This window comes from Streptomyces sp. NPDC049585, from assembly GCF_040675615.1.
Lineage (GTDB): Bacteria > Actinomycetota > Actinomycetes > Streptomycetales > Streptomycetaceae > Streptomyces > Streptomyces luteosporeus.
Genome location: NZ_JBFAPE010000018.1, coordinates 39087 through 65486, shown reverse-complemented (window position 1 = coordinate 65486; position 26400 = coordinate 39087). Strand labels below are relative to the sequence as shown.

Sequence of the window (26400 nt, the reverse complement as noted above, 5' to 3'; positions counted from 1 at the left end):
CGCTCGGGACGGACCGTAACGCGACCTCCCGAGGAGAGCCATGAGCCAGCGACTGCAGCCCGGCGACACCGCCCCCGCCTTCACCCTCCCCGACGCGGACGGGACCGAGGTCTCCCTCGCGGACCGCAAGGGCCGCAAGGTCATCGTCTACTTCTACCCCGCCGCCCTGACCCCTGGCTGCACCAAGCAGGCGTGCGACTTCACCGACAACCTCGACCTGCTCGCCGGCCACGGCTACGACGTCATCGGCATCTCCCCCGACAAGCCGGAGAAGCTCGCGAAGTTCCGTGAGAAGGAGAGCCTGAAGGTCACCCTCCTCGCGGACCCCGACAAGTCGACCCTGGAGGCGTACGGCGCCTTCGGCGAGAAGAAGCTGTACGGCAAGACCGTCACGGGCGTGATCCGCTCCACGGTGATCGTGGACGAGGAGGGCAAGGTCGAGCGCGCCCTGTACAACGTCAAGGCCACGGGCCACGTCGCCAAGATCATCAAGGACCTGGGTCTGTAGAAGGACCCGGGCCGTAAGGGGCTGCAGCCCTGGACGCCGGTCCTTACCCGGCCCGCGTCTCACGCCCCCGAGGCCGTCACCGCCACGTCCTCCGGCACGTCCTCGGCCTCCGGCAGGTCGAGGACGGCCATGGCGCCACCGCCGGCCGCCTCCCCGAACGACAGCCGCGCCCCCAGCACCGCCGCCTGGCCCACCGCGATCGTCAGCCCCAGGCCGTGGCCCGTGCCGCGCTCCGGCGCCGCCGTACGGAAGCGGCGCGGCCCCTGGTCCACCAGCCCCGGCGGGAAGCCGTCCCCGTGGTCGCGCACCACGATCCGCGTGCCCTCGACCGTCACCTCGATCGGCGGCCGCCCGTGCTTGGCCGCGTTCGCCAGGATGTTGACCAAAATGCGCTCCACCCGGCGCGCGTCCGTGCTCACGATGCGGCCCTCGCCGACCACCGACACGGCCACGTCGGCGACCCCGCGCTGGCCCTGCGCCCGGCCCACGACCCCGCGCACCAGCGACGGCAGCTCCACCGCGTCCAGCTGTGCGCTCTCCACGCCCGCGTCCAGCCGGGAGACCTCCAGCAGGTCCTCCACCAGCGCCCGCATCGTCTGCGCCCGCTCGCGCACCATCTCCACCGCGCGCGGGTGCGGCAGCAGCTCCGCCGACGCCACCAGGCCGGCGACCGGGGTGCGCAGCTCATGGGCCACGTCCGCGGTGAACTGCCGCTCCGCGGAGACCCGCGCGGCCAGCGACGTCGCCATGTGGTGCACCGAGCGGCCCAGTTCCGCCACCTCGTCCCGGCCGCCGCTGTCCAGCGCCCGGGCGTCCGGCGCCTCGCCCGCCGCGATCCGTCGCGCCACGGCCGCGCTCAGCCGCAGCCGCCGCGACAACCCCTGCGCCACGAACCACGCGACCACGGCCATCAGCGCCACGGTCGCCGCGCCCGCCACCACCAGCGCCTTGTCCAGCGCCGTCTGGAACGGGTCGCGCGCCGGGTACGACGCGGAGATCGACAAGACCTTGTCGCCGCCGACGGGCGTCGCCGCCCACACCCGGGGATCCTCGCCCCCGCTGATGTACGTCCCGGACTCCCCCTTGGCCGTCGCCTGCCGCAGCGGGAACGGCAACGTCGAGTCGTCGAGCTGTGCCCCCAGCGCCAGCGAACCGTCGCGCTGGTAGATCTGCAACGCCGAGCTCAGCAGGCCGTCCTGGTACGCCTTGGCCTGGCGCTCGCGCTCCAGCCCGGAAATGTGGTGCACGGCCACGCCCAGCACCACCACGGCCAAGGCGGTGACGAAGGAGATCGCGAACGCGATCCGGCCCCGGATACCCATCACGCGATCGGGAGCACCTCTCGGTGCTCACCCGCCGGGGTGGCACCCGTGTAGACGACTTCCAGCGCGGTGAACGCCACGGAGCCGTCCACCTCCTTGGGGCCGTACAGGCGCAGCTTGGCCGGGAACGACTTGCCCGCGCCGCCCGCCGCGCCGCCGGAGACCTGCACCACGCCGCTGCCGGCCGCGCCGTCCGCCGCGTAGTCGTCCCAGCGGATGCCGCTGGCGACCCGGCCCGAGGTCGAGCAGTCCAGCGTGATGATCGTCGGCTCCGGCACCGGCTCGCCGACCCCGCAGTCGCGTACGCCCGGCAGCTGCCGCGACGTGGCGTCGTCCAGCTCCACCTGGGAGTCCTGCTGGGCGCTCGACTTCTGGGCGGCCGCCGTCTTCGGCGCCGCGTCCACCACGCTCGCCCGGTCCGTGACGTCCCCCAGCCACACCGCACCCAGCACCAGCGCGAGCACCCCGGTGAGCCCGGCAACCACGGTACGCAGGCCGGCCCACCGGGCCGCGGCGCGATCGGTCATCGGCTCTCTTCCTCGCTCACGGGCGGCCGTTCCTGCGGGGGCCTGCCCTCCCCACCCTGAGTGACGGAGAAATACGGCCGGACGTTCCCTTGTGCGCGGACGGACACCCGCACCGCACCACGGCCGGCGGCAGGTGAACTGCCGTGCCCGATCGAGGAGCTCGGGGCGCCGGCGGCCGCGGGCGGCCGAATACCGATGACCGTGGTCGCGGCCGAGCTGCGGCCCAGTACGATGGCCGTGCCGAGCGGCCGTGATGGAATTGGCAGTCATGCTGGGTTTAGGTCCCAGTGGGTTCACACCCGTGAGGGTTCGAGTCCCTCCGGCCGCACAGAGAACAAAGGGCCGTCCGCGTTCAGCGGGACGGCCCTTCGGCGTTCACGGGGTCAGCAGCTCCCGGATCACCGGCACCAGCCCGCGGAAGGCCTTGCCCCGGTGGCTGATCGCGTTCTTCTCCTGCGGCGTCAGCTCCGCGCAGGTGCGCGTGTCGTCCAGCGGCTGCAGGATCGGGTCGTAGCCGAAGCCCCCGCTGCCCGACGGCGCATGCCGCAGCGTGCCTTCGAGGCGGCCCTCGACGACGCGCTCGGTGCCGTCCGGCAGGGCCAGGGCGGCGGCGCAGGCGAAGTGGGCGCCGCGGTGCTCGTCGGCGATGTCCGAGAGCTGGGCCAGGAGCAGCTCCAGGTTGGCGCGGTCGTCGCCGTGGCGGCCGGCCCAGCGGGCGGAGAAGATGCCGGGGGCGCCGTTGAGGACGTCGACGCACAGGCCGGAGTCGTCGGCGACGGCGGGCAGTCCGGTGGCGCGGGCGAGGGCGTGGGCCTTGAGGAGGGCGTTCTCCGCGAAGGTGACGCCGGTTTCCTTCACGTCGGGGACGTCGGGGTAGGCGTCGGTGCCGACGAGTTCGACGTCGAGGCCGGCCGCGCCGAGGATGGCGCGCAGCTCGGTGATCTTCCCGGCGTTGCGGGTGGCAAGGACGAGGCGCCGGGTGCTCACAGGGTGCCCTCCAGGGCCTGGCGCTGGGCGGCGTCGAGGGAGGCACAGCCGGCGACGGCGAGGTCGAGGAGGCGGGTGAGCTCGTCGCGGGCGAAGGGGGTGGCCTCGGCGGTGCCCTGGACCTCGACGAAGCGGCCGTCGCCGGTGCAGACGACGTTCATGTCGGTCTCGGCGCGCACGTCCTCCTCGTAGCACAGGTCGAGCAGCGGGGTGCCGTCGACGATGCCGACGCTGACGGCGGAGACGGTGCCGGTCAGCGGCTTGCGGCCGTGCTTGACGAGCTTCTTGCCCTGGGCCCAGGTGATGGCGTCGGCCAGGGCCACGTAGGCGCCGGTGATGGCGGCGGTGCGGGTGCCGCCGTCGGCCTGCAGGACGTCGCAGTCGAGGACGATCGTGTTCTCGCCGAGGGCCTTGTAGTCGACCACGGCGCGCAGGGAGCGGCCGATGAGGCGGGAGATCTCGTGGGTGCGGCCGCCGATCTTGCCGCGGACGGACTCGCGGTCGCCGCGGGTATTGGTGGCGCGGGGCAGCATCGCGTACTCGGCGGTGACCCAGCCCTCTCCGGTGCCCTTGCGCCAGCGGGGCACCCCTTCGGTGACGCTGGCGGTGCAGAGGACCTTGGTGTCGCCGAAGGAGACGAGGACGGAGCCTTCGGCGTGCTTGCTCCAGCCGCGCTGGATGGTCACGGGGCGGAGCTGGTCGGGCGTGCGGCCGTCGATGCGAGACATGGTGGTGAGCCTATCGGGACAAGAGAGGGCCCCGTTCCGGTTGACCGTTTCGGTACGGTTCCGGCGGGGCCCGGCTGCGGAGCGCGGTGGCTCAGCTCACAGCATGTCCTCGATCTCCGCGGCGATGGGGTCCGCGTCGGTGCCGATGACGACCTGGATGGCGGTGCCCATCTTCACGACGCCGTGGGCGCCGGCGGCCTTGAGTGCGGCCTCGTCGACGAGGGAGGCGTCGGCGACCTCGGTGCGCAGGCGGGTGATGCAGCCCTCGATCTCCTCGATGTTGTCGATACCGCCGAGGCCGGCGACGATCTTCTCAGCCTTGCTGGCCATGTGCACTCCTGAGTTGTCTTGCGCCCTTCGGCGGTGCCGCCGACCGGCTTTCCCACGGTATTCCACGTTCGGACCAGCTGTGCGGGCGCTCGTCCGCCATCTGGCGAAGGATGGGTCCCGGAAGCGCGCCGCAAGTGGTCTACACCAGTATGCCAGCCGCCGGGAGGACGCCGATGAGCTCGACCGCCGCCTCGGCCTCCGGCGGCCGCATGCGGCTGCAGGGCCTGTTCCAGGGTCTGCAGAAGATGGGCCGCAGCCTGCAGCTGCCGATCGCGGTACTGCCCGCGGCGGGCATCCTCAACCGCCTGGGACAGCCCGACGTCTTCGGCAAGGACGGCCTGGGCTGGACGGACGTCGCCAAGGTGATGGCGGGCGCGGGCGGGGCGCTGCTGGACTCCTCCCTGGGGCTTCCGCTGCTGTTCGCGGTCGGTGTGGCGATCGGCATGGCGAAGAAGGCGGACGGTTCGACGGCGCTCGCGGCGGTGACGGGCTTCCTCGTCTATTACGCGGTGGTGCACCAGTTCCCCGAGACGTGCCCGGGCGGCGGCCACTTCACGGGCCTGGGCCTGCTGGGCGGGGTATGCGTGGGGACGACGGGGCCGGCGGGCCCGGCGACGTACCAGAATCCCGGCGTCTTCGGCGGCATCGTCATCGGGTTGCTGGCGGCCTGGTTCTGGCAGCGGTACCACCGGGTGCGGCTGGTGGACTGGCTCGGCTTCTTCAACGGGCGCCGGCTGGTGCCGATCATCATGGCCTTCGTGGCGATCGCCTTCGCAGCGCTGTGCCTGTGGATCTGGCCGCCGGTCGGCCGGGGGCTGACGAGCTTCAGCGAGTGGCTGTCGGACCTGGGCGCATGGGGCGCCGGGATCTTCGGCGTGGCGAACCGCGCCCTGCTGGTGATCGGCGTGCACCAGTTCCTGAACGTCTTCGTCTGGTTCCAGTTCGGTTCGTACACCAAGCCGGACGGCCAGGTGGTGCACGGCGACATCAACCGCTTCCTGGCGGGCGATCCGCACGCCGGCCAGTTCACCTCGGGCTTCTTCCCCATCATGATGTTCGCCCTGCCGGCCGCGGCCCTGGCGATCGCCCACTGCGCGCGGCCGGAGCACCGCAAGGCGGTGAGCGGCATGATGCTCTCGGTCGGCCTGACCTCCCTGGTCACCGGCATCACCGAGCCCATCGAGTACTCCTTCCTCTTCATCGCGCCGGGACTGTACGTGGTGCACGCGCTGCTGACGGGCGTGTCGATGGCCGTCACCTGGGGGCTGGGGGTGCACGACGGCTTCAGCTTCTCGGCGGGCCTGATCGACTACGTCATCAACTGGGGTCTGGCCACCAGGCCGTGGCTGATCATTCCCATCGGGCTGGTCTTCGCCGCCGTCTATTACGTGCTCTTCCGCCTGGCGATCATTTTCTTCGATCTGCCGACTCCGGGGCGTGAACCGGAGGAGATCGCGGAAGAGATCGAGAAGAAGACCGTCGAGTAGAACCCGTCCGGTGACACGGAGGGAACCCTTCAGCGGTTTTCGCCGCTTTTGCCGCCTGCGCGGCAACGGCATGTGAGGGGCGGGTGACCCAGCGCAGAACGCTGACGCCATCCTTAACCTTGTGGCCCCCACCACGGGGAACAGTGGATTCCTTTATGCCCGGCGTACGTGCTACAACAGGTCTAAACCACTAGTGGTGTAGACCAAATTGCGGGCCCCTCCCACTTCCCCCGAGCGCCCGCCTCACCTGGAGGAATCCGATGAGTACGGCAGCCAAGGCGGCGAAGAAGGCGCCTGAAAAGGCCGCACCGGAAGAGAAGAAGAAGTTCGGCGCCGGTGCCATGGCGGTCGCGCAGCGCATCGGCCGCAGCCTCATGCTGCCGGTGGCCGTCCTGCCTGCCGCGGCGCTCCTGGTCCGGCTGGGCAACAACGACATGCTCGGCCGCGACTCCTTCCCGGAGTTCATCACCAAGATCGCGGGTTACATGTCGGCGGGCGGCAGCGCCCTGCTGGACAACATGGCCCTGCTCTTCGCCGTCGGTGTCGCCATCGGCTTCGCGAAGAAGTCGGACGGCTCCACGGCGCTCGCCGCCGTCACCGGTTACCTGGTCTTCCAGAAGGTCCTGGCCACCTTCACCGACAGCAACCTGCCCAAGGTCGCCACGGTCGTCGACGGCAAGATCGTCATGACGAACGCACCGGTCAATGCCGGCGTCCTCGGCGGCGTCGTCATGGGCATCGTCGTCGCCCTGCTCTACCAGCGCTACCACCGTAAGAAGCTGCCCGAGTGGCTGGGCTTCTTCGGCGGCCGCCGCCTGGTCCCGATCATCTCGGCCTTCGCCGGCCTGGTCATCGGCATCCTCTTCGGTCTCATCTGGCCGGTCCTGGGCACGGGTCTGCACAACTTCGGCGAGTGGCTGGTCGGCTCCGGCGCCGTGGGCGCGGGCATCTTCGGTGTCTTCAACCGCGCGCTGATCCCGGTGGGCATGCACCACCTGCTCAACTCCTTCCCGTGGCTGCAGGCCGGCGACTACCACGGCAAGCACGGCGACATCGCGCGCTTCCTGGCCGGCGACCCGAGCGCGGGCCAGTTCATGACCGGCTTCTTCCCGATCATGATGTTCGGCCTGCCCGCCGCCTGCCTGGCGATCGTGCACTGCGCCCGCCCGGAGAACCGCAAGCGCGTCGCGGGCATGATGGGCTCGCTGGCCCTGACCTCCTTCGTCACGGGCGTCACCGAGCCGATCGAGTTCACCTTCATGTTCCTCGCCCCGGCCCTCTTCGCGGTGCACGCGGTGCTCACGGGCGTCTCGCACGCCCTGACCTGGGCGCTCGGCATGAAGGACGGCTTCGGCTTCTCCGCCGGTGTCATCGACTTCCTGCTGAACCTCGGCATCGCCACCAAGCCGTGGATGCTGATGCTCGTGGGTCTGTGCTTCGGCGCGCTGTACTACGCGATCTTCCGGTTCGCCATTACGAAGTTCAACATCCCGACCCCGGGCCGCGAGCCCGAAGGCCAGCTCGAGGACGTCAAGTGACGTCCTGACCGGGCCCCGAGACCCGAAGCCCCCGGAACCGTCAGGTGTTCCGGGGGCTTCGTCGTACCCGCTGTACGGGGGCCGTGGGATTACAGCTCGTACACCGCGCCCGCGCGCGCCAGTTCCGCCGGCCCGTCGAAGACCGAGCGCGCGTCGCGCAGATTGGTCAGGGGGTCCGTCCACGGCGGGATGTGGGTCAGCACGAGCCGGCCGACGCCCGCCGTGCGGGCCACCTCGCCCGCCTGGCGGCCGTTGAGGTGGAGGCCGGGGATGTCCTCCTTGCCGTGGGTGAAGGACGCCTCGCACAGGAGCAGGTCGGCGCCGCGGGCTAGCTCGTCGAGGGCCTCGCAGGGGCCGGTGTCGCCGGAGTACACCAGCGAGGAGCCGCCGTGCTCGACCCGGAAGGCGAACGCCTCCACGGGGTGGCTCACCCGCACCGTACGCACCGTCAGCGGGCCGACCTGGAAGGTGCCGGGGGTCAGGGTGCGGAAGTCGAAGACCTCGCTCATGCACGCCTCGTCGGGCACGTCGCCGTACGCGGTCAGCAGCCGCTTCTCGGTGCCCTCGGGGCCGTGGACGGGGATGGCGCCGGCCCTGCCGCCGTCGTGACGGTAGTAGCGGGCGACGAAGTACCCGCACATGTCGATGCAGTGGTCCGGGTGCAGGTGGGAGAGGAGCACGGCGTCGAGGTCGTACAGACCGACGTGGCGCTGGAGCTCGCCGAGGGCGCCGTTGCCCATGTCGAGGAGGACCCGGTGGCCGTCGGCCTCCACCAGATAACTCGAGCAGGCCGAGTCCGTGGACGGGAACGAGCCCGAGCATCCGACGACGGTGAGCTTCATGCGGGCCTGAACCTCCGTGGGCCGGTTACGGGGGGCCATGCGTGCAGTCGAGCGTAAGGCGAGATCCGGTCGGTGGCTCCTCCGGGAACGGGGCGTGTGGGCGGAATCACCAGGACGGACGTGGCCGGGCCCGGGGCCCCGGTCGCTCCGGGCAGACGCGGGGCCCCGGCCGCGCTGCCGGTGAGGGCGCGCGTCCGGGGCCCGGGGGCGTGCAGAAGTGCGGAGGGCGCTCGCCGGCGGCGTGCGGCCCTGGGCGGGCGCGGCTACAGCGGGCGGTGCCGCTCCGCGCGGTCCAGCGTCTCCATGAAGCGCTGGAAGCGGTCGGCCGACTCCTCGCTGCCGGCCGTCACCGTGAACACCTCCGGCGTCATGAACGCCGAGAGCCGCTCACGCGTCTCAGGTGCGAGCGCTTCCCAGGCCGCCCTGTCGAGCCGTGTGCGCTCCAGCCGTGACCGCGCCGCAGTTTCCGCACTGCCAGTTTCCATTGTTGAGTTGCCTCATGTCCGAAGATCCACATGCGGGACAGTTCATGTGCGTCTCCCACGTGATGATGTCAGCAGCGTCCCAACATCGGTAGTAGCGACTTCACCCATGCACGGGGGTGCCCCGCGCATGCGCGCGCCGTGCGCCCGCCGGCCCGATCAGGCCCAGAGCTGGCCGTGCAGCGCCTCGACGGCCTCTTCCGTGGTGGCGGCGGTGTAGACGCCGGTGGACAAGTACTTCCAACCGCCGTCGGCGACGACGAAGACGATGTCGGCACTGCGCTGCGCCCGTACGGCCTTACGGGCGACACCGAGCGCCGCGTGCAGCACGGCACCGGTGGAGATGCCGGCGAAGATGCCCTCCTCGGCGAGGAGTTCGCGGGTGCGGCGGACGGCGTCCTCGGAACCCACCGAGAAGCGGGTGGTGAGCACCGTCGCGTCGTAGAGCTCGGGCACGAAGCCCTCGTCGAGGTTGCGCAGTCCGTAGACCAGATCGTCGTAGCGCGGCTCCGCCGCGACGATGCTCACGTCCGGCTTGTGCTCGCGCAGGTAGCGGCCGACGCCCATCAGGGTGCCGGTGGTGCCCAGCCCGGCGACGAAGTGCGTGATCTCCGGCAGGTCGGCGAGGATCTCCGGACCGGTGGTGGCGTAGTGCGCGCCGGCGTTGTCGGGGTTGCCGTACTGGTAGAGCATCACCCAGTCCGGGTGCTGCTCGGCGAGCTCCTTGGCCACGCGCACGGCCGTGTTGGAGCCGCCGGCGGCAGGAGAGGGGATGATCTCGGCGCCCCACATGGCCAGCAGATCGCGGCGCTCCTGGCTGGTGTTCTCCGGCATGACGCACACCATGCGGTAGCCCTTGAGCCGGGCCGCCATCGCCAGGGAGATGCCGGTATTGCCGGAGGTGGGCTCCAGGATGGTGCAGCCCGGGGTCAGCCGTCCGGCCTTCTCCGCCTGCTCGATCATGTGCAGGGCGGGGCGGTCCTTCACCGAACCGGTCGGGTTGCGGTCCTCCAGCTTGGCCCAGATCCGCACGTCGGCGGACGGGGACAGGCGGGGCAGGCGGACGAGCGGGGTGTTGCCCACCGCCGCCAGGGGACTGTCGTAGCGCACGCCGGGCGCCCGATCAGGCCATGCCGCCGGCAACGGCCGGGAGGATGGTGACGCTGTCGCCGTCACCGAGCTCGGTCGCGATGCCGGAGATGAAGCGGACGTCCTCGTCGTTGAGGTAGACGTTCACGAAGCGGCGCAGCTCACCGGATTCGTCCACCAGGCGCTCGCGGATGCCCTTGTGCCTGCTGTCGAGGTCACGGAAGAGCTCGTCGAGCGTGGCGCCGCTGCCCTCGACGGCCTTCTGCCCGTCGGTGTACGTGCGCAGGATGGTCGGGATGCGGACCTCGATGGCCATGGTGTGTGCTCCTGCCGGAGTGCGGAGGGATTCCTGGTACGTCGTGGGGAACGGTGGGCGCATCGTATCGATTCCCCGTGCGCCCACCGCATGTTCGTCCCATGTGGCGGAATGCGGCGTCTCACCGCTCAGTACGCGTCGACCACCTCGACCGCTTCCTCGGTGACCTCGCCGTCGAGGATCCGGAAGGAGCGGAACTGGAAGGGGCCGGCGCCGTCGGCGTCGGCCGTGGAGACCAGCACGTAGTGGGCGCCGGGCTCGTTGGCGTAGGAGATGTCGGTGCGCGAGGGGTAGGCCTCGGTCGCCGTGTGCGAGTGGTAGATCACGACGGGTTCCTCGTCGCGGTCGTCCATCTCGCGGTAGAGCTTGAGCAGGTCGGTGGAGTCGAACTCGTAGAACGTGGGCGACCGGGCGGCGTTGAGCATGGGGATGAACCGCTCGGGGCGACCGCTGCCGACCGGACCGGCGATCACTCCGCACGCCTCGTCGGGGTGGTCGGCGCGGGCGTGCTCGACGATGCGGTCGTACAGGGCCTGCGTGATGGTCAGCATGCGCAAAGGATAGGCAGGGCGCAACGCTCGGGGGCGCGCCGGTGTTTCACCTGTATGAACAAAGATCCACGGTTCCCTTCGGGCTCCTCCTCGGCACCGGCGGCACCGGGGACGGCGGTGATCGTCGACCCGTATTCGTCCGGGATGTACTTCGCGCCCGCCTTCCGGGAGGCGGGCGTGCCGGTGGTCGCGGTGCTGTCCCGCCCTCCGGTGGAGGTCTACGCCTCCTCCTGGCACCCGGAGGACTTCGACGAGGTGATCCGGTACGACGAGTACGACGGCGACCTGGCCGCGGTGGCGGCCCGGCTCAAGGAGCTGGACCCCTGCTGCGTCGTCGCCGGTACGGAGACGGGGGTGGAGCTCGCGGACCGGCTGGCGGCGCAGACCGTCCCGGAGCGGGCCAATGTGCCCGCCCTGGGCCCCGCACGGTGGCACAAGGGCGAGATGGCGAAGGCCGTGGCCCGGGCGGGCCTGCCGGTGGTCCCGCAGATCTGCACCGACGACGCCGGGGACGTGGAGTCCTGGATCGCGCGTGAGGGGCTGACCGGCGCCGACCTGGTGATCAAGCCGCCCCGGAGCGCGGGGACGGACGGCGTGGTCCGGGTGCCGGGCGGGCGGGGGTGGCGCGAGGCCTTCGACGCCCAGCTCGGCCGGCGCAACCAATGGGGCGTGCTCAACGACCGCATGCTGGTGATGCAGTACGTCACGGGCACGGAGTTCGTCGTGGACACCTTCACCCACGACGGGCGCCACACGGTCACCGACGTCACCCGCTACAGCAAGATCGACAACGGGGCTCACATGGCCGTCTACGACACCATGGAGTGGCTGGCGCCAAACGACGCCGTCGTGCCCGAGCTGGTGGCGTACACGCGCGGGGTGCTCGATGCGGTGGGCATGCGGTTCGGGGCCGCCCACGTCGAGGTGATGCTGACGCAGGACGGGCCCCGGCTGATCGAGCTCAACGCCAGGCCCCACGGGGGCGGCCAGCCCCGGTTCTGCCGCCGTGCCACGGGCGACAGCCAGATCGACCGGACGGTGCGCAGCCTGGTGACCGCGCGCCCGCAGGACGTCCCGGAGCACTACGCGCTGCTGCGGCACACCCTGGTCGTCTTCCTGGTCAGCCGCTCCGCCGGCGTCGTGAGCAACGCGGAGGTCTTCGACGGCGTCCAGGACCTGCCCTCTCTCTTCCACGCCTCCGTCCACGTCGCCAACGGACAGCACCTGCGCATGACCAAGGACCTGCTGGCCACGCTGTCGCTGGGCTTCGTGGTCCTGTCGCACGCGGACCGCGAGCAGGTGTGGGAGGACTGCCGCGCGATCCGGGAGATGGAGAAGCGGCTCGTGCTGCAGGAGCCCGGTCCCGCCGCGTGAACCGTGCGGTGCAACCCGGCGGCGTCCGCCGGTGTTTCCCCTACGACGAGATGATGACCTGCTGACCGGCCATGGTCCGGGGTCGATCGATCCGTACCGATTCCGAAGAGGACGAGGTCCATGGAAGATTTTGCGTCACTGACCGCCGGCCGCCTTGCCGAGCTCATCCGGGCCGGGGATGTCTCCCCTGTCGAGGTGGTGCGCAAGAGCCTCGAGCGCATCGAGGAGTACAACGGAGTGGTCAATGCCTTCGTCACGGTGTGCCGCGACGAGGCACTGGCGGCGGCCGAGCGGGCGGAGCGCGCGTTACTGTCGGGTGCCAAGGTCGGGCCGCTGCACGGTGTGCCCATCGGCGTGAAGGATCTCGATCCGGTGGCCGGGGTCCGCACCACCCGCGCATCGTTGCTCTTCGCCGACGAGGTCGCCCCGGACACGATCGAATGCGTCGACCGGCTGGTGCGGGCGGGCGCCATCGTGGTCGGGAAGACGAACACGCCGGAGTTCGGCTTCAAGGCGACGACCGACAGCGCCCTGTTCGGCCCGGCGTCCACCCCGTTCAACCCCGCCATGAACGCCGGCGGGTCGTCCGGCGGCAGCGCGGCCGCGGTCGCCTCGGGGATGGTGCCGCTGGCCCAGGGGTCGGATGCGGGGGGTTCCCTGCGCGTCCCCGGGGCGTTCTGCGGTGTGTTCACGATGATGACGACCTTCGGCAGGGTCGCCGTGCCCGCCCGGCCCAACGCCTTCCGGCGGCTGAACCCCATGGTCTGCTACGCACCCGTGGCGCGGACCGTGGAGGACGCCGTCCTCGGGTTGGACCTGATGTCCGGGCCGCATCCGAGGGACCCCTACTCCTTCCCCGTCGGCGACACGCTCGCCTCCGCGCTGACGCCCTCGCTCCAGGGCATGCGCATCGCCTACAGCCCCGATCTCGGCGGCTATCCGTTCGAGGCGGAGGTGGAGCAGCTGGTGCGGGCGGCGCTGCCGGCGTTCAAGGAGGCGGGCGCGGAGGTCGTCGAGGTGGACTTCCGGCTACCCGTGCCGCACGCGGAGCTGACCGCGACCTGGCGGCGCTACCTCTCGCTCGCCCACGCCGAGTCCGCCGAGATCAGCCGGCCGATGGGGCTCGACTTCGCCGGTGACGAGCGGATCGATCCCGCCTACCGCGAGAGCGTGGCGGTCGGTGCGAGCCTCAGCGCCGTGGACTTCCGCCTGGCGGACCTGCTGCGCACCCAGGTGCTCGACACCTTCGAAAGCGTCTTCGACGAGTTCGACCTGATCATCAGCCCGGTCAACTCGATCGCCGGGATCCCCAACGACGCCACACGCACCACGGTCGGTCCCACGGAGGTCGCGGGCCAGGGAGTCGACAGGTTCGTCGGCTGGTCGATGACCAGTCCCTTCAACCTGATCGGCAGCCCGGCAGCCACCGTCCCCGTCGGCCTGGCCTCCAACGGTGTCCCCGTCGGCCTGCAGATCGCCGCCCGACGTCACCATGACGCGGCGGTGGTGCGGGGTGCCGCCGCCCTCCAGGCGCAGCGGCCATGGCAGCACCTTTACGAGGGTCTCGAAGGCACCCTCGCGGCGTGCGCGAAGGCCATGCGCGCCGACGCGTGATGCAGCAGCACCAGAAGAAGGCGCAGCAGAAGCACAGAACGCAGGAAAGGCTGGCACTCATCTCATGACCGATCCCTCCGTGGCGCGGACGGAATCCAGCAGCCCGCCGTGGCGCGCCGCGCTCTTCGACCTCGACGGCACGCTGGTGGCCACCGAACATCGCAGCCGTGCCGCATGGACCCGCCTTTTCCGGACCCACGGCCTGGAGGTGGACGACGCGTTGCTCGCCTCCTTCGTCGGACGGCGGGGCAAGGAGGCGCTGGCCGACCACGTCCACCGGTTCCCGGGCAGCACCGTGGACGAGCTCTTCGACGAGGCCGTGGGATATCTCAACGGGCCCGACATTCCTGCCGCGTACGCGGTTCCGGGGGCGGAGGCCCTGGTCAAACTGCTGGCCGCCGAGGGCGTGCCGATGGCGGTGGTCACCTCCGGCCTGCGGGAGCACGCCCGGGAGCTCCTCACGCTGGTCGGCGGGGCCGAGTTGTTCTCCGCCCTGATCACCGCGGAGGACGTGAGCCGGGGGAAGCCCGACCCCGAGGGCTATCTGGCCGGGTGTGCGGCTCTGGAAGTGGAGCCGGCCCGCGCCGTGGCCTTCGAGGACGCCCCCGCGGGCGTGGCCGCCGCCAAGGCGGCCGGGATGGCCTGCGTGGGGATCACCACCACCCACTCGGCCGCGGAACTGCGGGCCGCCGACCTGGTGGTGCCGGATCTCAAAGAGATCGGCTGGCCCCCGTTCGCCCACGGCCTCTCCGGCTGACGACACCGCTCAGGAGGGTGGGAGACAGCATGTCGCGACCCGGCACAGTGCAGGAGGGGGCGGCGCTCACGGACAGGCGTCGCTGGGGGGTGCTGGCGGTGCTGCTGGCCGCGCAGTTCATGGCCAATGTGGACACCGCCATCGCCAACATAGCGGCGCCGTCCATACAGTCCGGGCTGGGTGCGTCCGGCGGCGAGGCCGGGCTCGTGGTGTCGGGCTATGTGGTGGCCTACGCCGTGCTGCTGGTGGGCGGGGCCCGGCTGGGCGCGGCACACGGTCATCGCCGCGTGTTCAACGCGGGAATGGCGGTCTTCACCGGCGCGTCGCTGGCCTGTGCCCTGGCCACCGGGCCCGTCCAGTTGATCGTGGCCCGGCTGGTGCAGGGCGCCGGGGCGGCGTTGATGGTGCCGCAGGTGCTCAGCGGCATCCAGCTGCACTTCCGTGGGGAGCAGCGCATCAAGGCACTGGGCTACTACGCCGTGGCCCTGTCGGGAGGCGCAGTGGCCGGTCAGGCGTTGGGTGGTCTGCTGATAGCGGCCGACATCCACGGCACCAGCTGGCGGCCCATCTTCCTGATCAACGTGCCCGTGGGCCTGTTCCTGATCTACGCGGCAATGCGCTGGGTCCCGCAGGACGGGGGCGACCGGCGGGCCGAGGAGCTCGACCTGCGGGGCATGTCGCTGCTGGCGGCCGCCGTGCTGCTGCTGATCGTCCCGCTGCTGCTGAGCACGGACCAGGGATGGTCGGTGTGGATGTGGGTCTCCCTGGCCGCCAGCGGGGTGCTGTTCGCCGCCTTCCGCATCGGGCAGCGGCGCCTGGCGGCAAACGGCGGGCGCCCGCTGATCGCCGAGGAGGTGATACGCGAGCCGGCGGTGCGGTGGCCGCTGGTGGCCCACGGCGTGACCACGCTGACGTACTTCGCCCTGCTCTTCGTGCTCGCCGTCTACCTGCAGGACGGTTTGGGGCACGGGCCGACGTACGCGGGGCTGGCGATGGTGTCCTGGGTGACCGCCTTCGGGTTCGCCGGTCCGCTGCTCGCCCGGATACCCGAGGAGCGCCGGGCCGCGATGCCGGTGGTGGGCTGCCTGGTCCTGGCCGTGGGCTATGCCGCGGTGTGGGTCTATGTGCTCTGCGGTCACCACAGCGGGCCGACTCTCTTCGTGCTGCTGGGCATCGGCGGGCTGGGGCTCGGCATCAGCTCCAACGCCCTGATCGGCTGGATGACGTTCGCCATGCCGGACCGCTATGCCGCCGACCTGTCCGGGGTGATCAGCACCAACGCCCAGCTCTGCGGGGCGCTGGGGGTGGCCGCCCTGGGCGGCGGCTACCTGGCCCTCGCCGGGAGCGGCTCGCCGGAGCGGTCCGCCTCGGCGCTGGGCCTGGTCCTGGCCGCGTGCATGGTCATGGCCGTGCTCAGTGCCGGTGCGGCCCGGCTGGGCACCCGGCGGCGGGCAACCGATGGCGAGCCGTCGGTGTTCATTGGGTAATGGACGAGATGACAGGGCAACTGACTGATCGTCTGGCCTTGGACCTCGACGACGGCTTCGTGGAACTGGTCCGGGTCCATGGCTCGGCGATCCGCACGTATTTATTACGCCTCACCGGCTCACCGGCCGAGGCGGACGACCTGGGACAGGACACGTTCCTGCGCGCTTATGTGGCGCTGCGGCAGTTCTCCCCCTCCCGTCGCCGCTCGCTGCGACCACGGGCGTGGTTGATGAGCATCGCGACGAACGTCTGGCGCAACGACCTGCGGTCCAAGAGCAGACGGCCGGTCTCGGCGGGCCGGGTGGAGGACGCCGGCCTCGGCTGGCCCGACGACCAGCCGGGACCGGAGGAGCGGGCGACGGCCACTGTCGACCGCAAGGCGCTCGTCGACGCGCTGGCCACACTGCCGGAGCGCTACCGGGCCGCTGTGATCATGCGCCATGTGATGGGGCTCAGTTACGCCGAGGTGGCCGAGGCGCAGCAGTGTGCCGTCGGCACGGTCAAGGCACAGGTCTCCCGGGGGCTGGCCAAGCTTCGCGAAGCCCTGGAGACGGAGGATTCCATGCTGAAGGAGGTGATGACATGAGCAGTGTCAACGGCCCCTCGGGGGTGACGCCCCTGGAGGGAATGCTGGCGGCGTTGGGGGCCGAGGACGCCCCGACGGGATTCGAGCTGGGGGTCCTCAAGGCTCTGGGGATCGCGCAGAGCCGCTACGACACGTACGCCCTGGTCGACTCACCCGCAGGCGGTCTCTATGTCGCGGGCGACGGGCGGGCGCTGACGGGTGCCATGCTGGCGGCGGTGGTCGCCGACCGCCGGGAGTTCGAGGAGCAACACCTGGCGCGCACCGGGCGCTCGGTGATCTCCGCCGCGGACCCGCCCGCCGGAGTGCGGCCCGCGCTGCGGACGGGGCGCGCCTCGGGCGTGGCCATCGACCTGGCGGGGCTGAGCGCCCTGGAGCAGGCTGTCCTGGGAGCCGTGCGCCGCATTCCGCGGGGGCAGATACGGCCGGTCTCCTGGGTGGCCCACGAGGCCGGGCTCACCGCGACGGCCCCGGTGGTCGAGGCGCTGGCGAGGAATCCGGTGCATGTGCTCATTCCCTGCCACCGGGTGGCCGACGACAGCGGGCGCCCCTATGACGCGGCCTACGGCCACGATGCGGGAGAGGCGCTGCGCCGGGCGGAGGGGATGGACCCGCAGTACATCGAGTCGTTGACGCGGCTGGAGATGGTCTTCCTCGGCAGCGACACGACCCACATCTATTGCCACCCGACCTGTGCGCACGCCCGCCGGATCACGCCGCCGCACCGGGTGCCCTTCCGCTCGGCCGCGGAAGCCCGGCACGCCGGGTACCGCCCCTGCAAGAGCTGCCGGCCCGTGCCGGCCTGAACCGGACAAGGAGGTCCCGGTGACCGAGAACCGTTCGCCTCTGCTGGACTCCGTGGCGGTGACGAGGCACGACACCGCAGTGGGCCGGCTGTCGCTCGCCGCTTCGGAAGACGCCCTGCTCTACTGCGGCTTCGCCCCCATGGACGTGGTGCAACGACTGCTGTCCCGGGTGGCCCGGCACTGCACCGACGACCCGAGCACCGTCCGTCCCGGCCGGCGCGCGGTGCTGGAGCAGGCGCAGGCGGAGATCGACGCCTATCTCGCCGGTGAGCGCCGCGCCTTCTCCGTGCCGCTGGATCCGCGGCTGGCCAGTGACTTCACCCGCGAGGTGCTCCGGGCGGTCGACCGGCAGGTGGGCTACGGCCGGACGACGACCTATGCCCAGGTCGCGGCGACGATCGGCCGGCCCGGTGCGGCGCGGGCCGTGGGCGTGGCGCTCGGGTCCAATCCTTTGTGTCTGGTGCTGCCCTGTCATCGGGTCATAGGCGCGCACGGACGACTGACGGGCTACGCCGGAGGCATACCGGCCAAGCAGTTCCTCCTCGATCTCGAAGCGCGGCCCACGGAGTCCGCCCCGGCCTCCCCCGTCCCGTCGCCGGGCCTACGGGACAGGGGGCGCCCCTCGCCGGCCTAGGATTCGCCCGCCAGGTCCGCGGAGAGCGGGCGGTGCCGCAGGATGGTCCGTGCGTCGGCCGGCCCGGGGATCACGGCGGTGACGAGGTCGCCACGGCGTACGGCCGGGATCTCCTTGCGGAGGCGGCCGAGGGACACCTTGCGTTCGTGCCAGGGGCACACCAGACGGTTCCCCTCCGGGGTGATTCCGGCCAGATGGAGGGGGCCGCCGCGGTGGGGGCAGGTCGCCGGCATGACGAAGGCCCCTTGGGCGGTGCGGGCGTAGACGTACGGGACACCGGCCACCTCCACGCAGTTCTCACGGCCCATGGCCGAGAAGGTCACGACAGGCACGCGCGGTAGTCCCCCACGGAGTGGATCTGGTAGACGCATTCCTCGGATTCGATGATCGCGCCGTGCAGGCGATTGCGCTCGATCACGATGCCCTGACCGGCTTCGAGGATCTCGTAGGAGTCGAAGCCGCTGACGAACTTCATGGTGCCGGAGACGATGTGGCACAGCTCGTCGCCCTCGTGGCTGTGGGTGTTGGACAGCTCGCCGTACGGCTCGACGATGTCGGCCACCGGCGGGGTGATCCGGCCGCTGCGGATGGCGTCCCAGACCGGGGCGTGCAGCTTGCGGTACTCCGGCTGCCGGTCCATCCAGGAGATCTGGGCGGCGAAGTCCTGGTCGGCGACCTCCTGGACGACCCGGTACTCCTCGATGCCGCGGACGATCTCGGGGATGATCTCCTCGCCGCAGGCGTCGATGAGGGGCAGGATCAGTTTGTCCATGGCCATGCGGCCATGGTGCTGGTCGATGTGGACGTGTTCGGTGAAGTAGCGGACGTCGGCCCGGTCGCCGAAGACCTCGGTGAGCAGGGAGGCGGCACGACGGCAGAAGTCGACCAGGGTGGCCTCCGTGTAGAAGAGCGCCCCGACGTACCGGAAGAACAGCTCATGATTCTTGCCGAGGTAGTGGAAGTAGTTGTTCATCATCAGGCTGCTGACGAGGTAGTACTGCCAGTACCGGTGGATGTCGGTCTGCAGGCCCGCGGAGGTCAGCGTGTCCTCGAAGAATCGGCTGTGCTTGGTCTCGTGCACGCCGTAGCCGTACTCATCAATAATGATCTTGAACCATTCCGACTGCGGCGCGCCGTAGTGGCCGAGGACGTTGCGGATCATCGGCGACGCCTCGGAGAGGAAGTCGGGGGCGAACTGGATCAGCCACATGCGGGCCGCGCGTTCGCGGTCCGAGGAGCCGAGGATCGCCTTTTCGGAGGGGGAGGCCTCGGCCCGGCCATAGGGGTCGAGGGATTCGACGTAGGAGGCGAAGCTCTCCTTCGTCCACTTCCCCGAGACCTCGACCTCCTGGTCGAGGAAGCCGAAGGCGAAGCGTTCGAGGGCCGGACGGACGGCCTCGCCCAGGGCGCGGTTGGTCGGGCTGTAGTAGCCCGTGAAGTCCTCCCACTTGCCGGAGAGCCCGGACTGGGGAAGGAAGACCAGGTCGGCCTCGTAGATGCTGGTCAGCAGGCGATGGGCGGCGAGGCTCGGGTATTCGAGCACCTGGTCCCGGCCTGGTGTGCGATCGAAGTCCAGGTGGCGCAGGATCTGGGGCCGCAGTTGCCGGCGATAGGGGTTGTCGCTGTTCTCCCATTCCTCGTTGTCGAGGTAGAGGGGGTTGCTCGCATACCGCAGGATCGCCTCGCGCAAGGCGTCACCGTGCAGTGCATAGGGCTCGTACGGGAAAGCGGCGTGGCTCATGAAGGGATGTCACCTTTCTGATCCATGACGTCGGCGGCATGACGTCGGCGGCTTTCAGGACACGGCGAGGGTGGTGTCGGTCCAGGAGAGCTCGATGTCGGTGGACTGGCCGGCGCTCAGCGCGAGGGGCTTGTCGAGGAGGAGCAGGGCCTGCATCCAGTGCGAGGCGGTGTTCTGCGGCGCGTTGCGCAGGGTGATGCCGCCGCCCAGGTCCATGGCGAACCAGGTCACCAGTGCGTGGGCCTCACCGTCGGCGGTGGCGGTGAACGGCAGCGTGCGGCTGCCGGGGCCGAGCTCTCCCGATGCGAGGTCGAAGGCCACCAGTTCCCGGGGTTCGGTCAGTGCCCGGTGGGGCCAGGTGCCGAGCCGGACGGGGAAGTGACCGCGGGTGGCGGCGGTGTTCATCAAGGAGACGTCGAAGCCGCCCGCGCCGGTCACGCGGTTGAGTCCGACGACGGTCTCGCTTTCGATCAGCTGCCCGTACAGGCGGGCGGCCACCGGCATCATCAGACCGCCGGGGGCCAGCAGCCGGGCGCGGGCGTCGCGGACGGAAGGGAGCAGTCCCTCGCCGATCAGGCCGCAGTCGACGATCTCGGACACCAGGACGTCGACGCGCCGCTCGAGGTCGCGGCCGACCTCCAGCTCGGTGGACCGCTTGCCGAGGACGGTGACGGCGTCGGACATGCCGTGGCCGGCGATCGTCTGGCGGGCGATCTCCGCCAGGAGGGGGTTCTCCTCGCACGTGTAGACGTGAGCGGCGCCCGCCCGTACGGCGGCCATGGCCAGCAGCCCGGTGCCGGCGCCGATGTCCAGCACCACGGAGCCGGGTGGGATGCGGCGCCGGAGCGCCTCGGTCAGGGCGGTGTTGCGTTCGGCGTCGTTGAGCATCGCGAAGTGCCATCGGGGCACGTTCCTGCGCATGATCTCGGCCAGGACGGGTGAGTCGGGGTCGGCCAGCGCGTGCGGTGCGCACAGGGCCTCGACCTCCCCGACGAGCCGGCCGATCTGTTGTGCCTGGGTCTTCAGGGCCGCGATGGCCAGGCGTAAGCCCGGCGGCGTCTCCTGACGCGGACTGGTGATCGAACTCATGTGGCACCTGCGCAATCCTCAGGAGGGCAAGGAATCAGGACATGAGACGGCGATGGGAGAAGGCACGAAAAAGTGCAGGCGGGACACAGGAGAGCGACGGCGGGGATCCGACCCATCAGTCACTCCGTTCCCAGTGGTCTAAGCCAACCCCAGTATGCCTGCAGGGGGCAACTAAACGATTCAGCCAAAAACCACCGGGCCCGCCCGCACCCCTAAGGGTGCGGGCGGGCCCGGTGAGGGATGCCTGCGAATCAGGCGGCCGGGGACGCCTGCGGTCAGGCGGCCGCTTCGGCCTCCTCGACGGCGGCCGTGTAGTCACGGCGCGCGAACGCCTGCGGGTTGCGGCGCTTGAGGACGAGGTACGAGACCCACATGATCGCGGCCCAGATCGGCGCGCAGTACAGGGAGATCCGCGCGTCCTCGTCGATGCCCATCAGGACGATGACCATGACGATGAACGCCAGGGCGAACAGGCTGGTCCAGGGGGCGCCCGGGGCCTTGAACTCCGACTGCGGCAGCAGGCCCGCATTCGCCATGCGGCGGTAGCGCAGCTGGCAGAGCAGGATCATGATCCAGGCCCACATGCCGGAGATCGTGGCGAAGGAGACGACGTAGTTGAAGGCGTCGCCCGGCCACTGGTAGTTGATCCACACGCCCACCAGCATCAGCGCGGCCGAGAAGGTGGTGCCACGGAAGGGCAGGCCCTTCTTGGACAGCTGGCCGAAGAACTTCGGGCCCTGGCCGTTGAGCGAGAGGTCGCGCAGCATGCGGCCGGTGGAGTACATGCCGGAGTTGCAGGACGACAGCGCCGCGGTGAGGACGACGAAGTTGACGATGCCGGCACCGGCCGGCAGGCCGATCTTGGCGAAGGCCGCCACGAAGGGGCTGACGCCCGGCATGAACTCGGTCCACGGGACGACCGACAGGATGATGATCAGCGCACCCAGGTAGAAGACGGCGATGCGCCACGGCACGGTGTTGATGGCCTTGGGCAGGGTCTTCTTGGGGTCGGCGGCCTCGCCCGCCGTGACGCCGACGAGCTCGACGGCGAGGAAGGCGAACATCACGATCTGCAGGGTCATCAGCGTGCCGCCGATGCCCTTGGGGAAGAACCCGTCGTGGTCCCACAGCAGGGTGAAGGAGGCGGTGTCACCGGCCTTGGAGAAGCCGAGGATGATCACGCCGAGGCCGATGAGGATCATGCCGATGATGGCGGTGACCTTGACCATCGAGAACCAGAACTCCAGCTCGCCGAAGAGCTTCACGGAGATCAGGTTGACGAAGTAGAGCAGGACGGTGAAGACCAGCGCCGAGGCCCATTGGGGAATCGACTTGTTCCAGTACTGCACATAGGTCGCCGCGGCGGTCACCTCGGTGATTCCGGTGACGACCCAGAAGAGCCAGTAAGTCCATCCGGTCACATAGCCCCAGAAGGGGCCGAGGAACTCCCGGGCGTACTCCGAGAAGGAGCCCGACACCGGGCGGTACATGAGCAGCTCGCCGAGCGCTCGCATGATGAAGAAGATGACCAGGCCGGCTATCGCATAGGCCAGGATGAGGCTCGGTCCGGCCTTGGAAATGGCCTTGCCCGCGCCGAGAAACAGACCGGTTCCGATGGCGCCACCAATGGCGATCATCTGGATCTGACGGTTGCCCAGTCCCCGCTGGTAACCCTCGGAAGCTTCCTTGTCGCTTCCGTCGCCGTCCCGCACTGCGGTCCGGTCCGCGACCTGCTCAGAGGTCATGGTGGTGCGCCTTTCTCCATACCGACCCGGTTGCTCCGGATCGGGTACCGATCCCCCCGGATGGAGTTCCTGCTCGGTGCCGGCGGTCGGCCGGCAAAGCGCTCCCGCCGTGACAGGGGTGGCGTCACGGAGGCAGGTCGGCAAGATGTATCACGGTTGACCGTGAGATCGTCTCGGCATACGAGCGGCTGGAGTGGTCTGCATCACAAATAAAACAGGACAAAAGCAATAACGGCGGCTAATAGCCGCCGTTACAGTGATTCGATCGTTATCCGGAATTGAGCGTTCGGTGAGCGGACGCGTATGGACACCGACAAGTAGCGATCAAGCCATCAGTGCTTCCACCAGCGTTTCCTGCAGTCCGCCCAGCCACAGGTACGCCATGACCATGGGCTTGCGGGGGTCGGCGTCCGGCAGCCGGTACAGCGCGTCGCCGTCGTCCTCGGTGGTGATCTCCAGCCGGGCCGCGATCGTCAGCCGCAGGTCGTTGAGCGCGCCCAGCCACTGCCGGCCCTCCTGCGGGGCCAGCCGCAGCACGGCCACGCCGTCCCCGGCGACGGTGAGCGCGTCCAGCGAGCGCACCACCCCCAGGGCGTCCTCGCGCTTGCGCTCGCGCAGGTCGTTCTCCGTGTAGCGGCGGAACTCGGCGGCGTACGCACGCTCCTGCCGGTCCTGCTCGGCGCCGGGGGTGCCATAGGCATCGGGGAAGAGCCGGGCCAGGGCGGGATCGGCAGGAGGCTCACTGGGGCCCTCCGCGAACAGGCGGGCCAGCGGGTCGGCCGCTTCGGGACCGTCCGTCTCACCGGGGCCGATCAACTCCAGCAGCTGCACGGCCAGGCTGCGCAGGATGGAGATCTCGACCTCGTCCAGGGCAACGGCGGCCCCGCCGCCGGGGAGCGGCTCGAAGTGCCCGGCCATCAACGGTCCTGCGACAGGGTCGCCCACAGTCCGTAGCCGTGCATCGCCTGCACGTCGCGCTCCATCTCCTCGCGCGTTCCGCTGGAGACCGTCGCGCGGCCCTTGTGGTGGACGTCGAGCATCAGCCGGTGCGCCTTGTCCTTGGGGTAGCCGAAGTACGCCTGGAAGACGTAGGTCACGTAACTCATGAGGTTGACGGGGTCGTTGTGGACCAGAGTCACCCAGGGGACGTCGGGCTCGGTCACCGCGAAGGGCGACTCCCCCGTATCGGGCCGTTCGATCTCGACCGGTGCAACACTCACAGGTTCCATGCTGCCACTTGCCGACTTCGCCCGCACAAACGGCCCCCCGCAAGGCCCCCGCACGGCCCCCGCACGGCTCCCGCGCCGCCCCCGCACGGCCTCAGCATCGGCCCCCCGCAACGGCCCCGCGCCGGGAAATCGTCACTCTGACGAGTATCAGGGGTAGCATCGGCGCCATGAACACTGCGGACCTGGGACTCCCGGTGACCGTGCCGTCCACGGCGCTGTTCACCGACCGGTACGAACTGACGATGCTGCAGGGCGCGCTGCGGTCCGGCACCGCGCACCGCCGCTCGGTCTTCGAGGTCTTCACGCGCCGGCTTCCCGAGGGCCGGCGCTACGGCGTGGTCGCGGGCACCGGACGGGTCCTGGACGCCGTGGAGAACTTCCGCTTCGACAGCGCCATCCTCGGCTTCCTCGCCGACGGCAAGGTCGTCGACGACGCCACCCTGGCCTTCCTCGCCGACTACCGCTTCAGCGGTGACATCTGGGGCTACCCCGAGGGCGAGGTGTACTTCCCCGGCTCGCCCGTCCTGCGCGTCGAGGGCACCTTCGCCGAGGCGGTGCTGCTGGAGACGGTGATCCTCTCGATCCTCAACCACGACTCGGCCGTGGCCGCCGCCGCGTCCAGGATGTCGGTCGCCGCCGGCGAGCGGCCGCTGATCGAGATGGGCGCCCGCCGCACGCACGAGCTGGCGGCCGTGGCCGCCGCGCGCGCCGCCTTCGTGGGCGGCTTCAGCTCGACCTCCGACCTGGCCGCGGGCTTCCGCTACAGCATCCCCACCGTCGGCACCAGTGCGCACGCCTTCACGCTGCTGCACGACAGCGAGCGCGACGCCTTCACGGCGCAGGTGGCCTCGCTCGGCTCGAACACCACCCTGCTGGTGGACACCTACGACGTGGCCGAGGCGGTCCGGATGGCCGTGGAGATCGCCGGCCCGGACCTGGGCGCGGTGCGCATCGACTCCGGCGACCTGCTGCTGCTCGCGCACCGGGTGCGCCGGCAGCTGGACGAGCTGGGCGCGAAGGACACGAAGATCGTGGTCACCAGCGACCTGGACGAGTACGCCATCGCCTCCCTCGCCGCCGCCCCGGTGGACGCCTACGGCGTCGGCACCCAGCTGGTGACCGGCAGTGGTCATCCCACGTGCTCGATGGTCTACAAGCTGGTCGCCCGTTCGGACGAGGCGGGCCCGGACGCGCCGCTGCGGCCGGTGGCCAAGAAGTCCATGGGCGGCAAGGCCTCCATGGGCGGCCGCAAGTGGGCGGCGCGCCGCCTCGACGCGCACGGGGTGGCCGAGGCCGAGGTCGTGGGCACCGGCGACGTCCCACAGGACCTCGCGGACCGGCAGCTGCTGGTCGAGCTGGTGCGCGGGGGCGCCGTCGTCGGCCGGGAGCCGCTGGCCACGGCCCGCGAGCGGCACCGCACGGCGCTCGCGGGGCTGCCGATGTCCGCCACGCAGCTCTCCCGCGGGGAACCGGTTCTGCCCACGGAATACGCTTCCTGAGCGCCCCCAGTGCCCCTCCCGCACCGCCACCCGACTCACTACCCTCGGTCACACAGGCTGATCCGTACGACCGGCCGGGGGCCCCTCACATAAGGATCTGCACCATGACCCGTGCACTGATCATCGTCGACGTGCAGAACGACTTCTGCGAGGGCGGCAGCCTCGCGGTGGCCGGCGGCGCCGACGTGGCCGCGGCCATAACCGACCTGGTGGGCGAGGCGCCCGCCGGGTACGCCCATGTCGTGGCCTCCCGGGACATGCACGTCGACCCCGGGGAGCACTTCTCCGACGAGCCGGACTACGAGCACTCCTGGCCCCGGCACTGCGTGGCCGGCACCGAGGGCAGCGGCTTCCACCCCAACCTGGCGCCCGCCATCGCCTCGGGGGCCGTGCAGGCGGTCTTCGACAAGGGCGCCTACGAGGCCGGCTACAGCGCCTTCCAGGGCGTGGACGAGACCGGCGCGAAGCTCGCCGACTGGCTGCGCGAGCGCGAGGTGACCGAGGTGGACGTGGTGGGCATCGCCACGGACTACTGCGTCCGGGCGACCGCCCTGGACGCGCAGCGGGCCGGCTTCGCCACCCGGGTGCTGCTGGACCTGACGGCCGGGGTGGCCCCGGAGACCACGCAGCGCACGCTGCAGGAGCTCGGCGCCGCGGGCGTGCAGCTGCGCGGCGAGCCGGTCGTCCAGGCGGCGTGAGGGCCCGCTAGCGGGGGCCAGCGGAGCGGGTGGGGCGCAGGAGGCTGCCGATCGGGTGCCAGGACTCGGTGTGCCCGTGCGGCAGCGAGCGCCACAGCAGCCCGTCCGGGTGGTGCAGGACGGCCGTGACCTCGTCGGGGGTGGGCGGTTCGGTGTTGCCGCGCAGGTAGACGGCGCGCAGCCCGAGGTTGCGCAGCCGGGTCAGGGCCCGGGCCCGGTTGGGGGCGCGCACCAGGACGCGTACGCGCCCGTCCGGCGGGGCGGACCCGCCGTGCGGGGCGGCCAGGGACAGGGCGACGACGACACTGCCGTCGGGGAGCCGCACGAAGCCTCCGCCTGCCATCTCACCCCCGCCGGGGGGACGGGGACGCCGGTGGCGTCCGTAAGACCATCATGAAAAGCATTCTCGGCACGAACGGCCGGTGCCCGCCAGACG

The 26400-nt window shown here is 70.7% G+C and carries 29 protein-coding genes and 1 tRNA gene; 13 read left to right on the top strand and 17 right to left on the bottom strand.

Annotated features, from left to right (window positions below):
* Positions 1-40 precede the first annotated feature (40 nt).
* Complete coding sequence (gene bcp / locus AB0K17_RS19570) at positions 41-508, top strand: thioredoxin-dependent thiol peroxidase (RefSeq protein ID WP_344434516.1); 468 nt, start codon at positions 41-43, stop codon at positions 506-508.
* A gap of 59 nt (positions 509-567) precedes the next feature.
* On the opposite strand, the gene AB0K17_RS19565 is transcribed toward bcp, so the two are convergent.
* Together AB0K17_RS19565 and AB0K17_RS19560 are read right to left on the bottom strand one after the other, a co-directional pair.
* Positions 568-1830 carry a HAMP domain-containing sensor histidine kinase gene (locus AB0K17_RS19565; protein WP_365983698.1) on the bottom strand — a complete coding sequence of 421 codons (1263 nt, stop codon included), beginning with the start codon at positions 1828-1830 and terminating at the stop codon, positions 568-570.
* Positions 1830-2357 carry a hypothetical protein gene (locus AB0K17_RS19560; protein ID WP_365983660.1) on the bottom strand — a complete coding sequence of 176 codons (528 nt, stop codon included), beginning with the start codon at positions 2355-2357 and terminating at the stop codon, positions 1830-1832. Before AB0K17_RS19560 ends, AB0K17_RS19565 begins: the two co-directional genes overlap by 1 nt.
* A 244-nt stretch (positions 2358-2601) precedes the next feature.
* Between AB0K17_RS19560 and AB0K17_RS19555 the strand changes: the two genes are divergently transcribed.
* Positions 2602-2685: transfer RNA gene (locus AB0K17_RS19555), tRNA-Leu, on the top strand.
* Between the two features lie 47 nt (positions 2686-2732).
* Here the strand turns inward: AB0K17_RS19555 and rdgB are convergent.
* The 3 genes from rdgB to AB0K17_RS19540 all read right to left on the bottom strand — a co-directional run bounded on the left by rdgB (position 2733) and on the right by AB0K17_RS19540 (position 4468).
* Positions 2733-3344 carry an RdgB/HAM1 family non-canonical purine NTP pyrophosphatase gene (gene rdgB / locus AB0K17_RS19550; RefSeq protein ID WP_365966722.1) on the bottom strand — a complete coding sequence of 204 codons (612 nt, stop codon included), beginning with the start codon at positions 3342-3344 and terminating at the stop codon, positions 2733-2735.
* Positions 3341-4072, bottom strand: a complete 732-nt coding sequence (gene rph / locus AB0K17_RS19545; protein WP_365966723.1) for a ribonuclease PH — start codon at positions 4070-4072, stop codon at positions 3341-3343. Before rph ends, rdgB begins: the two co-directional genes overlap by 4 nt.
* A 96-nt stretch (positions 4073-4168) precedes the next feature.
* The gene (locus tag AB0K17_RS19540) at positions 4169-4468 is read right to left on the bottom strand and encodes a PTS glucose/sucrose transporter subunit IIB (RefSeq protein ID WP_344434523.1); all 300 of its coding nucleotides are present in this window, start codon (positions 4466-4468) and stop codon (positions 4169-4171) included.
* Between the two features lie 107 nt (positions 4469-4575).
* On the opposite strand from AB0K17_RS19540, the gene AB0K17_RS19535 reads away from it, so the two are divergent.
* Together AB0K17_RS19535 and AB0K17_RS19530 are read left to right on the top strand one after the other, a co-directional pair.
* Positions 4576-5889, top strand: a complete 1314-nt coding sequence (locus tag AB0K17_RS19535; RefSeq protein WP_365983659.1) for a PTS transporter subunit EIIC — start codon at positions 4576-4578, stop codon at positions 5887-5889.
* A 260-nt stretch (positions 5890-6149) separates the two neighbouring features.
* Positions 6150-7427 (top strand): PTS transporter subunit EIIC, encoded by a 1278-nt coding sequence (locus AB0K17_RS19530; protein ID WP_365983658.1) that lies wholly within the window; start codon positions 6150-6152, stop codon positions 7425-7427.
* Between the two features lie 89 nt (positions 7428-7516).
* On the opposite strand, the gene AB0K17_RS19525 is transcribed toward AB0K17_RS19530, so the two are convergent.
* The 5 genes from AB0K17_RS19525 to AB0K17_RS19505 form a co-directional block, all read right to left on the bottom strand.
* Positions 7517-8269: an MBL fold metallo-hydrolase gene (locus AB0K17_RS19525; RefSeq protein ID WP_365966726.1), complete on the bottom strand. Its 753-nt coding sequence runs from the start codon at positions 8267-8269 to the stop codon at positions 7517-7519.
* A gap of 396 nt (positions 8270-8665) precedes the next feature.
* The gene (locus AB0K17_RS19520) at positions 8666-8818 is read right to left on the bottom strand and encodes a transposase (protein WP_365983696.1); all 153 of its coding nucleotides are present in this window, start codon (positions 8816-8818) and stop codon (positions 8666-8668) included.
* A gap of 92 nt (positions 8819-8910) precedes the next feature.
* Complete coding sequence (locus AB0K17_RS19515) at positions 8911-9861, bottom strand: cysteine synthase (protein ID WP_365966727.1); 951 nt, start codon at positions 9859-9861, stop codon at positions 8911-8913.
* Positions 9862-9874: 13 nt separating this feature from the next.
* Entirely contained in the window at positions 9875-10156 is a 282-nt protein-coding gene (locus AB0K17_RS19510; protein WP_365966728.1) for a MoaD/ThiS family protein, read from the bottom strand.
* A gap of 128 nt (positions 10157-10284) precedes the next feature.
* The gene (locus tag AB0K17_RS19505; protein WP_365966729.1) at positions 10285-10707 is read right to left on the bottom strand and encodes a M67 family metallopeptidase; all 423 of its coding nucleotides are present in this window, start codon (positions 10705-10707) and stop codon (positions 10285-10287) included.
* A 117-nt stretch (positions 10708-10824) separates the two neighbouring features.
* Here AB0K17_RS19505 and AB0K17_RS19500 point away from each other — a divergent pair, with 117 nt between their 5' ends.
* The 7 genes from AB0K17_RS19500 to AB0K17_RS19470 all read left to right on the top strand — a co-directional run bounded on the left by AB0K17_RS19500 (position 10825) and on the right by AB0K17_RS19470 (position 17963).
* On the top strand, positions 10825-12081 hold the full coding sequence (locus AB0K17_RS19500; protein WP_365983657.1) for an ATP-grasp domain-containing protein: 1257 nt from the start codon (positions 10825-10827) through the stop codon (positions 12079-12081).
* A gap of 120 nt (positions 12082-12201) precedes the next feature.
* A complete protein-coding gene (locus AB0K17_RS19495) occupies positions 12202-13695 on the top strand; it encodes an amidase (protein ID WP_365983656.1) in 1494 nt (497 codons plus the stop codon).
* A 64-nt stretch (positions 13696-13759) separates the two neighbouring features.
* Positions 13760-14452, top strand: a complete 693-nt coding sequence (locus AB0K17_RS19490; protein ID WP_365983655.1) for an HAD family phosphatase — start codon at positions 13760-13762, stop codon at positions 14450-14452.
* Positions 14453-14481: 29 nt separating this feature from the next.
* Positions 14482-15939: an MFS transporter gene (locus AB0K17_RS19485; RefSeq protein ID WP_365983654.1), complete on the top strand. Its 1458-nt coding sequence runs from the start codon at positions 14482-14484 to the stop codon at positions 15937-15939.
* Between the two features lie 38 nt (positions 15940-15977).
* Positions 15978-16526 (top strand): sigma-70 family RNA polymerase sigma factor, encoded by a 549-nt coding sequence (locus AB0K17_RS19480; protein WP_365966734.1) that lies wholly within the window; start codon positions 15978-15980, stop codon positions 16524-16526.
* A complete protein-coding gene (locus tag AB0K17_RS19475; RefSeq protein ID WP_365983653.1) occupies positions 16523-17329 on the top strand; it encodes an MGMT family protein in 807 nt (268 codons plus the stop codon). Before AB0K17_RS19480 ends, AB0K17_RS19475 begins: the two co-directional genes overlap by 4 nt.
* 19 nt (positions 17330-17348) lie before the next feature.
* The gene (locus tag AB0K17_RS19470; protein WP_365983652.1) at positions 17349-17963 is read left to right on the top strand and encodes a methylated-DNA--[protein]-cysteine S-methyltransferase; all 615 of its coding nucleotides are present in this window, start codon (positions 17349-17351) and stop codon (positions 17961-17963) included.
* Here AB0K17_RS19470 and AB0K17_RS19465 read toward each other — a convergent pair.
* From AB0K17_RS19465 to clpS, 6 genes are all read right to left on the bottom strand, one after another.
* A complete protein-coding gene (locus tag AB0K17_RS19465) occupies positions 17960-18295 on the bottom strand; it encodes a Rieske 2Fe-2S domain-containing protein (RefSeq protein WP_365983651.1) in 336 nt (111 codons plus the stop codon). The two genes, AB0K17_RS19470 and AB0K17_RS19465, sit on opposite strands and share 4 nt — an antisense overlap.
* Positions 18283-19704, bottom strand: a complete 1422-nt coding sequence (locus AB0K17_RS19460) for an iron-containing redox enzyme family protein (protein ID WP_365983650.1) — start codon at positions 19702-19704, stop codon at positions 18283-18285. The genes AB0K17_RS19465 and AB0K17_RS19460 overlap by 13 nt, the downstream gene beginning before the upstream one ends.
* A gap of 54 nt (positions 19705-19758) precedes the next feature.
* Complete coding sequence (locus AB0K17_RS19455; RefSeq protein ID WP_365983649.1) at positions 19759-20793, bottom strand: 50S ribosomal protein L11 methyltransferase; 1035 nt, start codon at positions 20791-20793, stop codon at positions 19759-19761.
* Positions 20794-21068: 275 nt separating this feature from the next.
* Positions 21069-22538: an amino acid permease gene (locus AB0K17_RS19450; RefSeq protein WP_365983648.1), complete on the bottom strand. Its 1470-nt coding sequence runs from the start codon at positions 22536-22538 to the stop codon at positions 21069-21071.
* 324 nt (positions 22539-22862) lie between these two features.
* Complete coding sequence (locus tag AB0K17_RS19445; RefSeq protein ID WP_365966741.1) at positions 22863-23456, bottom strand: DUF2017 domain-containing protein; 594 nt, start codon at positions 23454-23456, stop codon at positions 22863-22865.
* Complete coding sequence (gene clpS, locus AB0K17_RS19440; RefSeq protein WP_344434545.1) at positions 23456-23767, bottom strand: ATP-dependent Clp protease adapter ClpS; 312 nt, start codon at positions 23765-23767, stop codon at positions 23456-23458. The genes AB0K17_RS19445 and clpS overlap by 1 nt, the downstream gene beginning before the upstream one ends.
* Before the next feature lie 167 nt (positions 23768-23934).
* On the opposite strand from clpS, the gene AB0K17_RS19435 reads away from it, so the two are divergent.
* Together AB0K17_RS19435 and AB0K17_RS19430 are read left to right on the top strand one after the other, a co-directional pair.
* Positions 23935-25266, top strand: a complete 1332-nt coding sequence (locus AB0K17_RS19435; protein WP_365983647.1) for a nicotinate phosphoribosyltransferase — start codon at positions 23935-23937, stop codon at positions 25264-25266.
* 104 nt (positions 25267-25370) lie between these two features.
* Positions 25371-25964 carry an isochorismatase family protein gene (locus AB0K17_RS19430; protein WP_344434547.1) on the top strand — a complete coding sequence of 198 codons (594 nt, stop codon included), beginning with the start codon at positions 25371-25373 and terminating at the stop codon, positions 25962-25964.
* 7 nt (positions 25965-25971) lie between these two features.
* Here AB0K17_RS19430 and AB0K17_RS19425 read toward each other — a convergent pair whose 3' ends face one another.
* A complete protein-coding gene (locus AB0K17_RS19425; RefSeq protein WP_365966745.1) occupies positions 25972-26307 on the bottom strand; it encodes a hypothetical protein in 336 nt (111 codons plus the stop codon).
* Between the last annotated feature and the right edge of the window lie 93 nt (positions 26308-26400).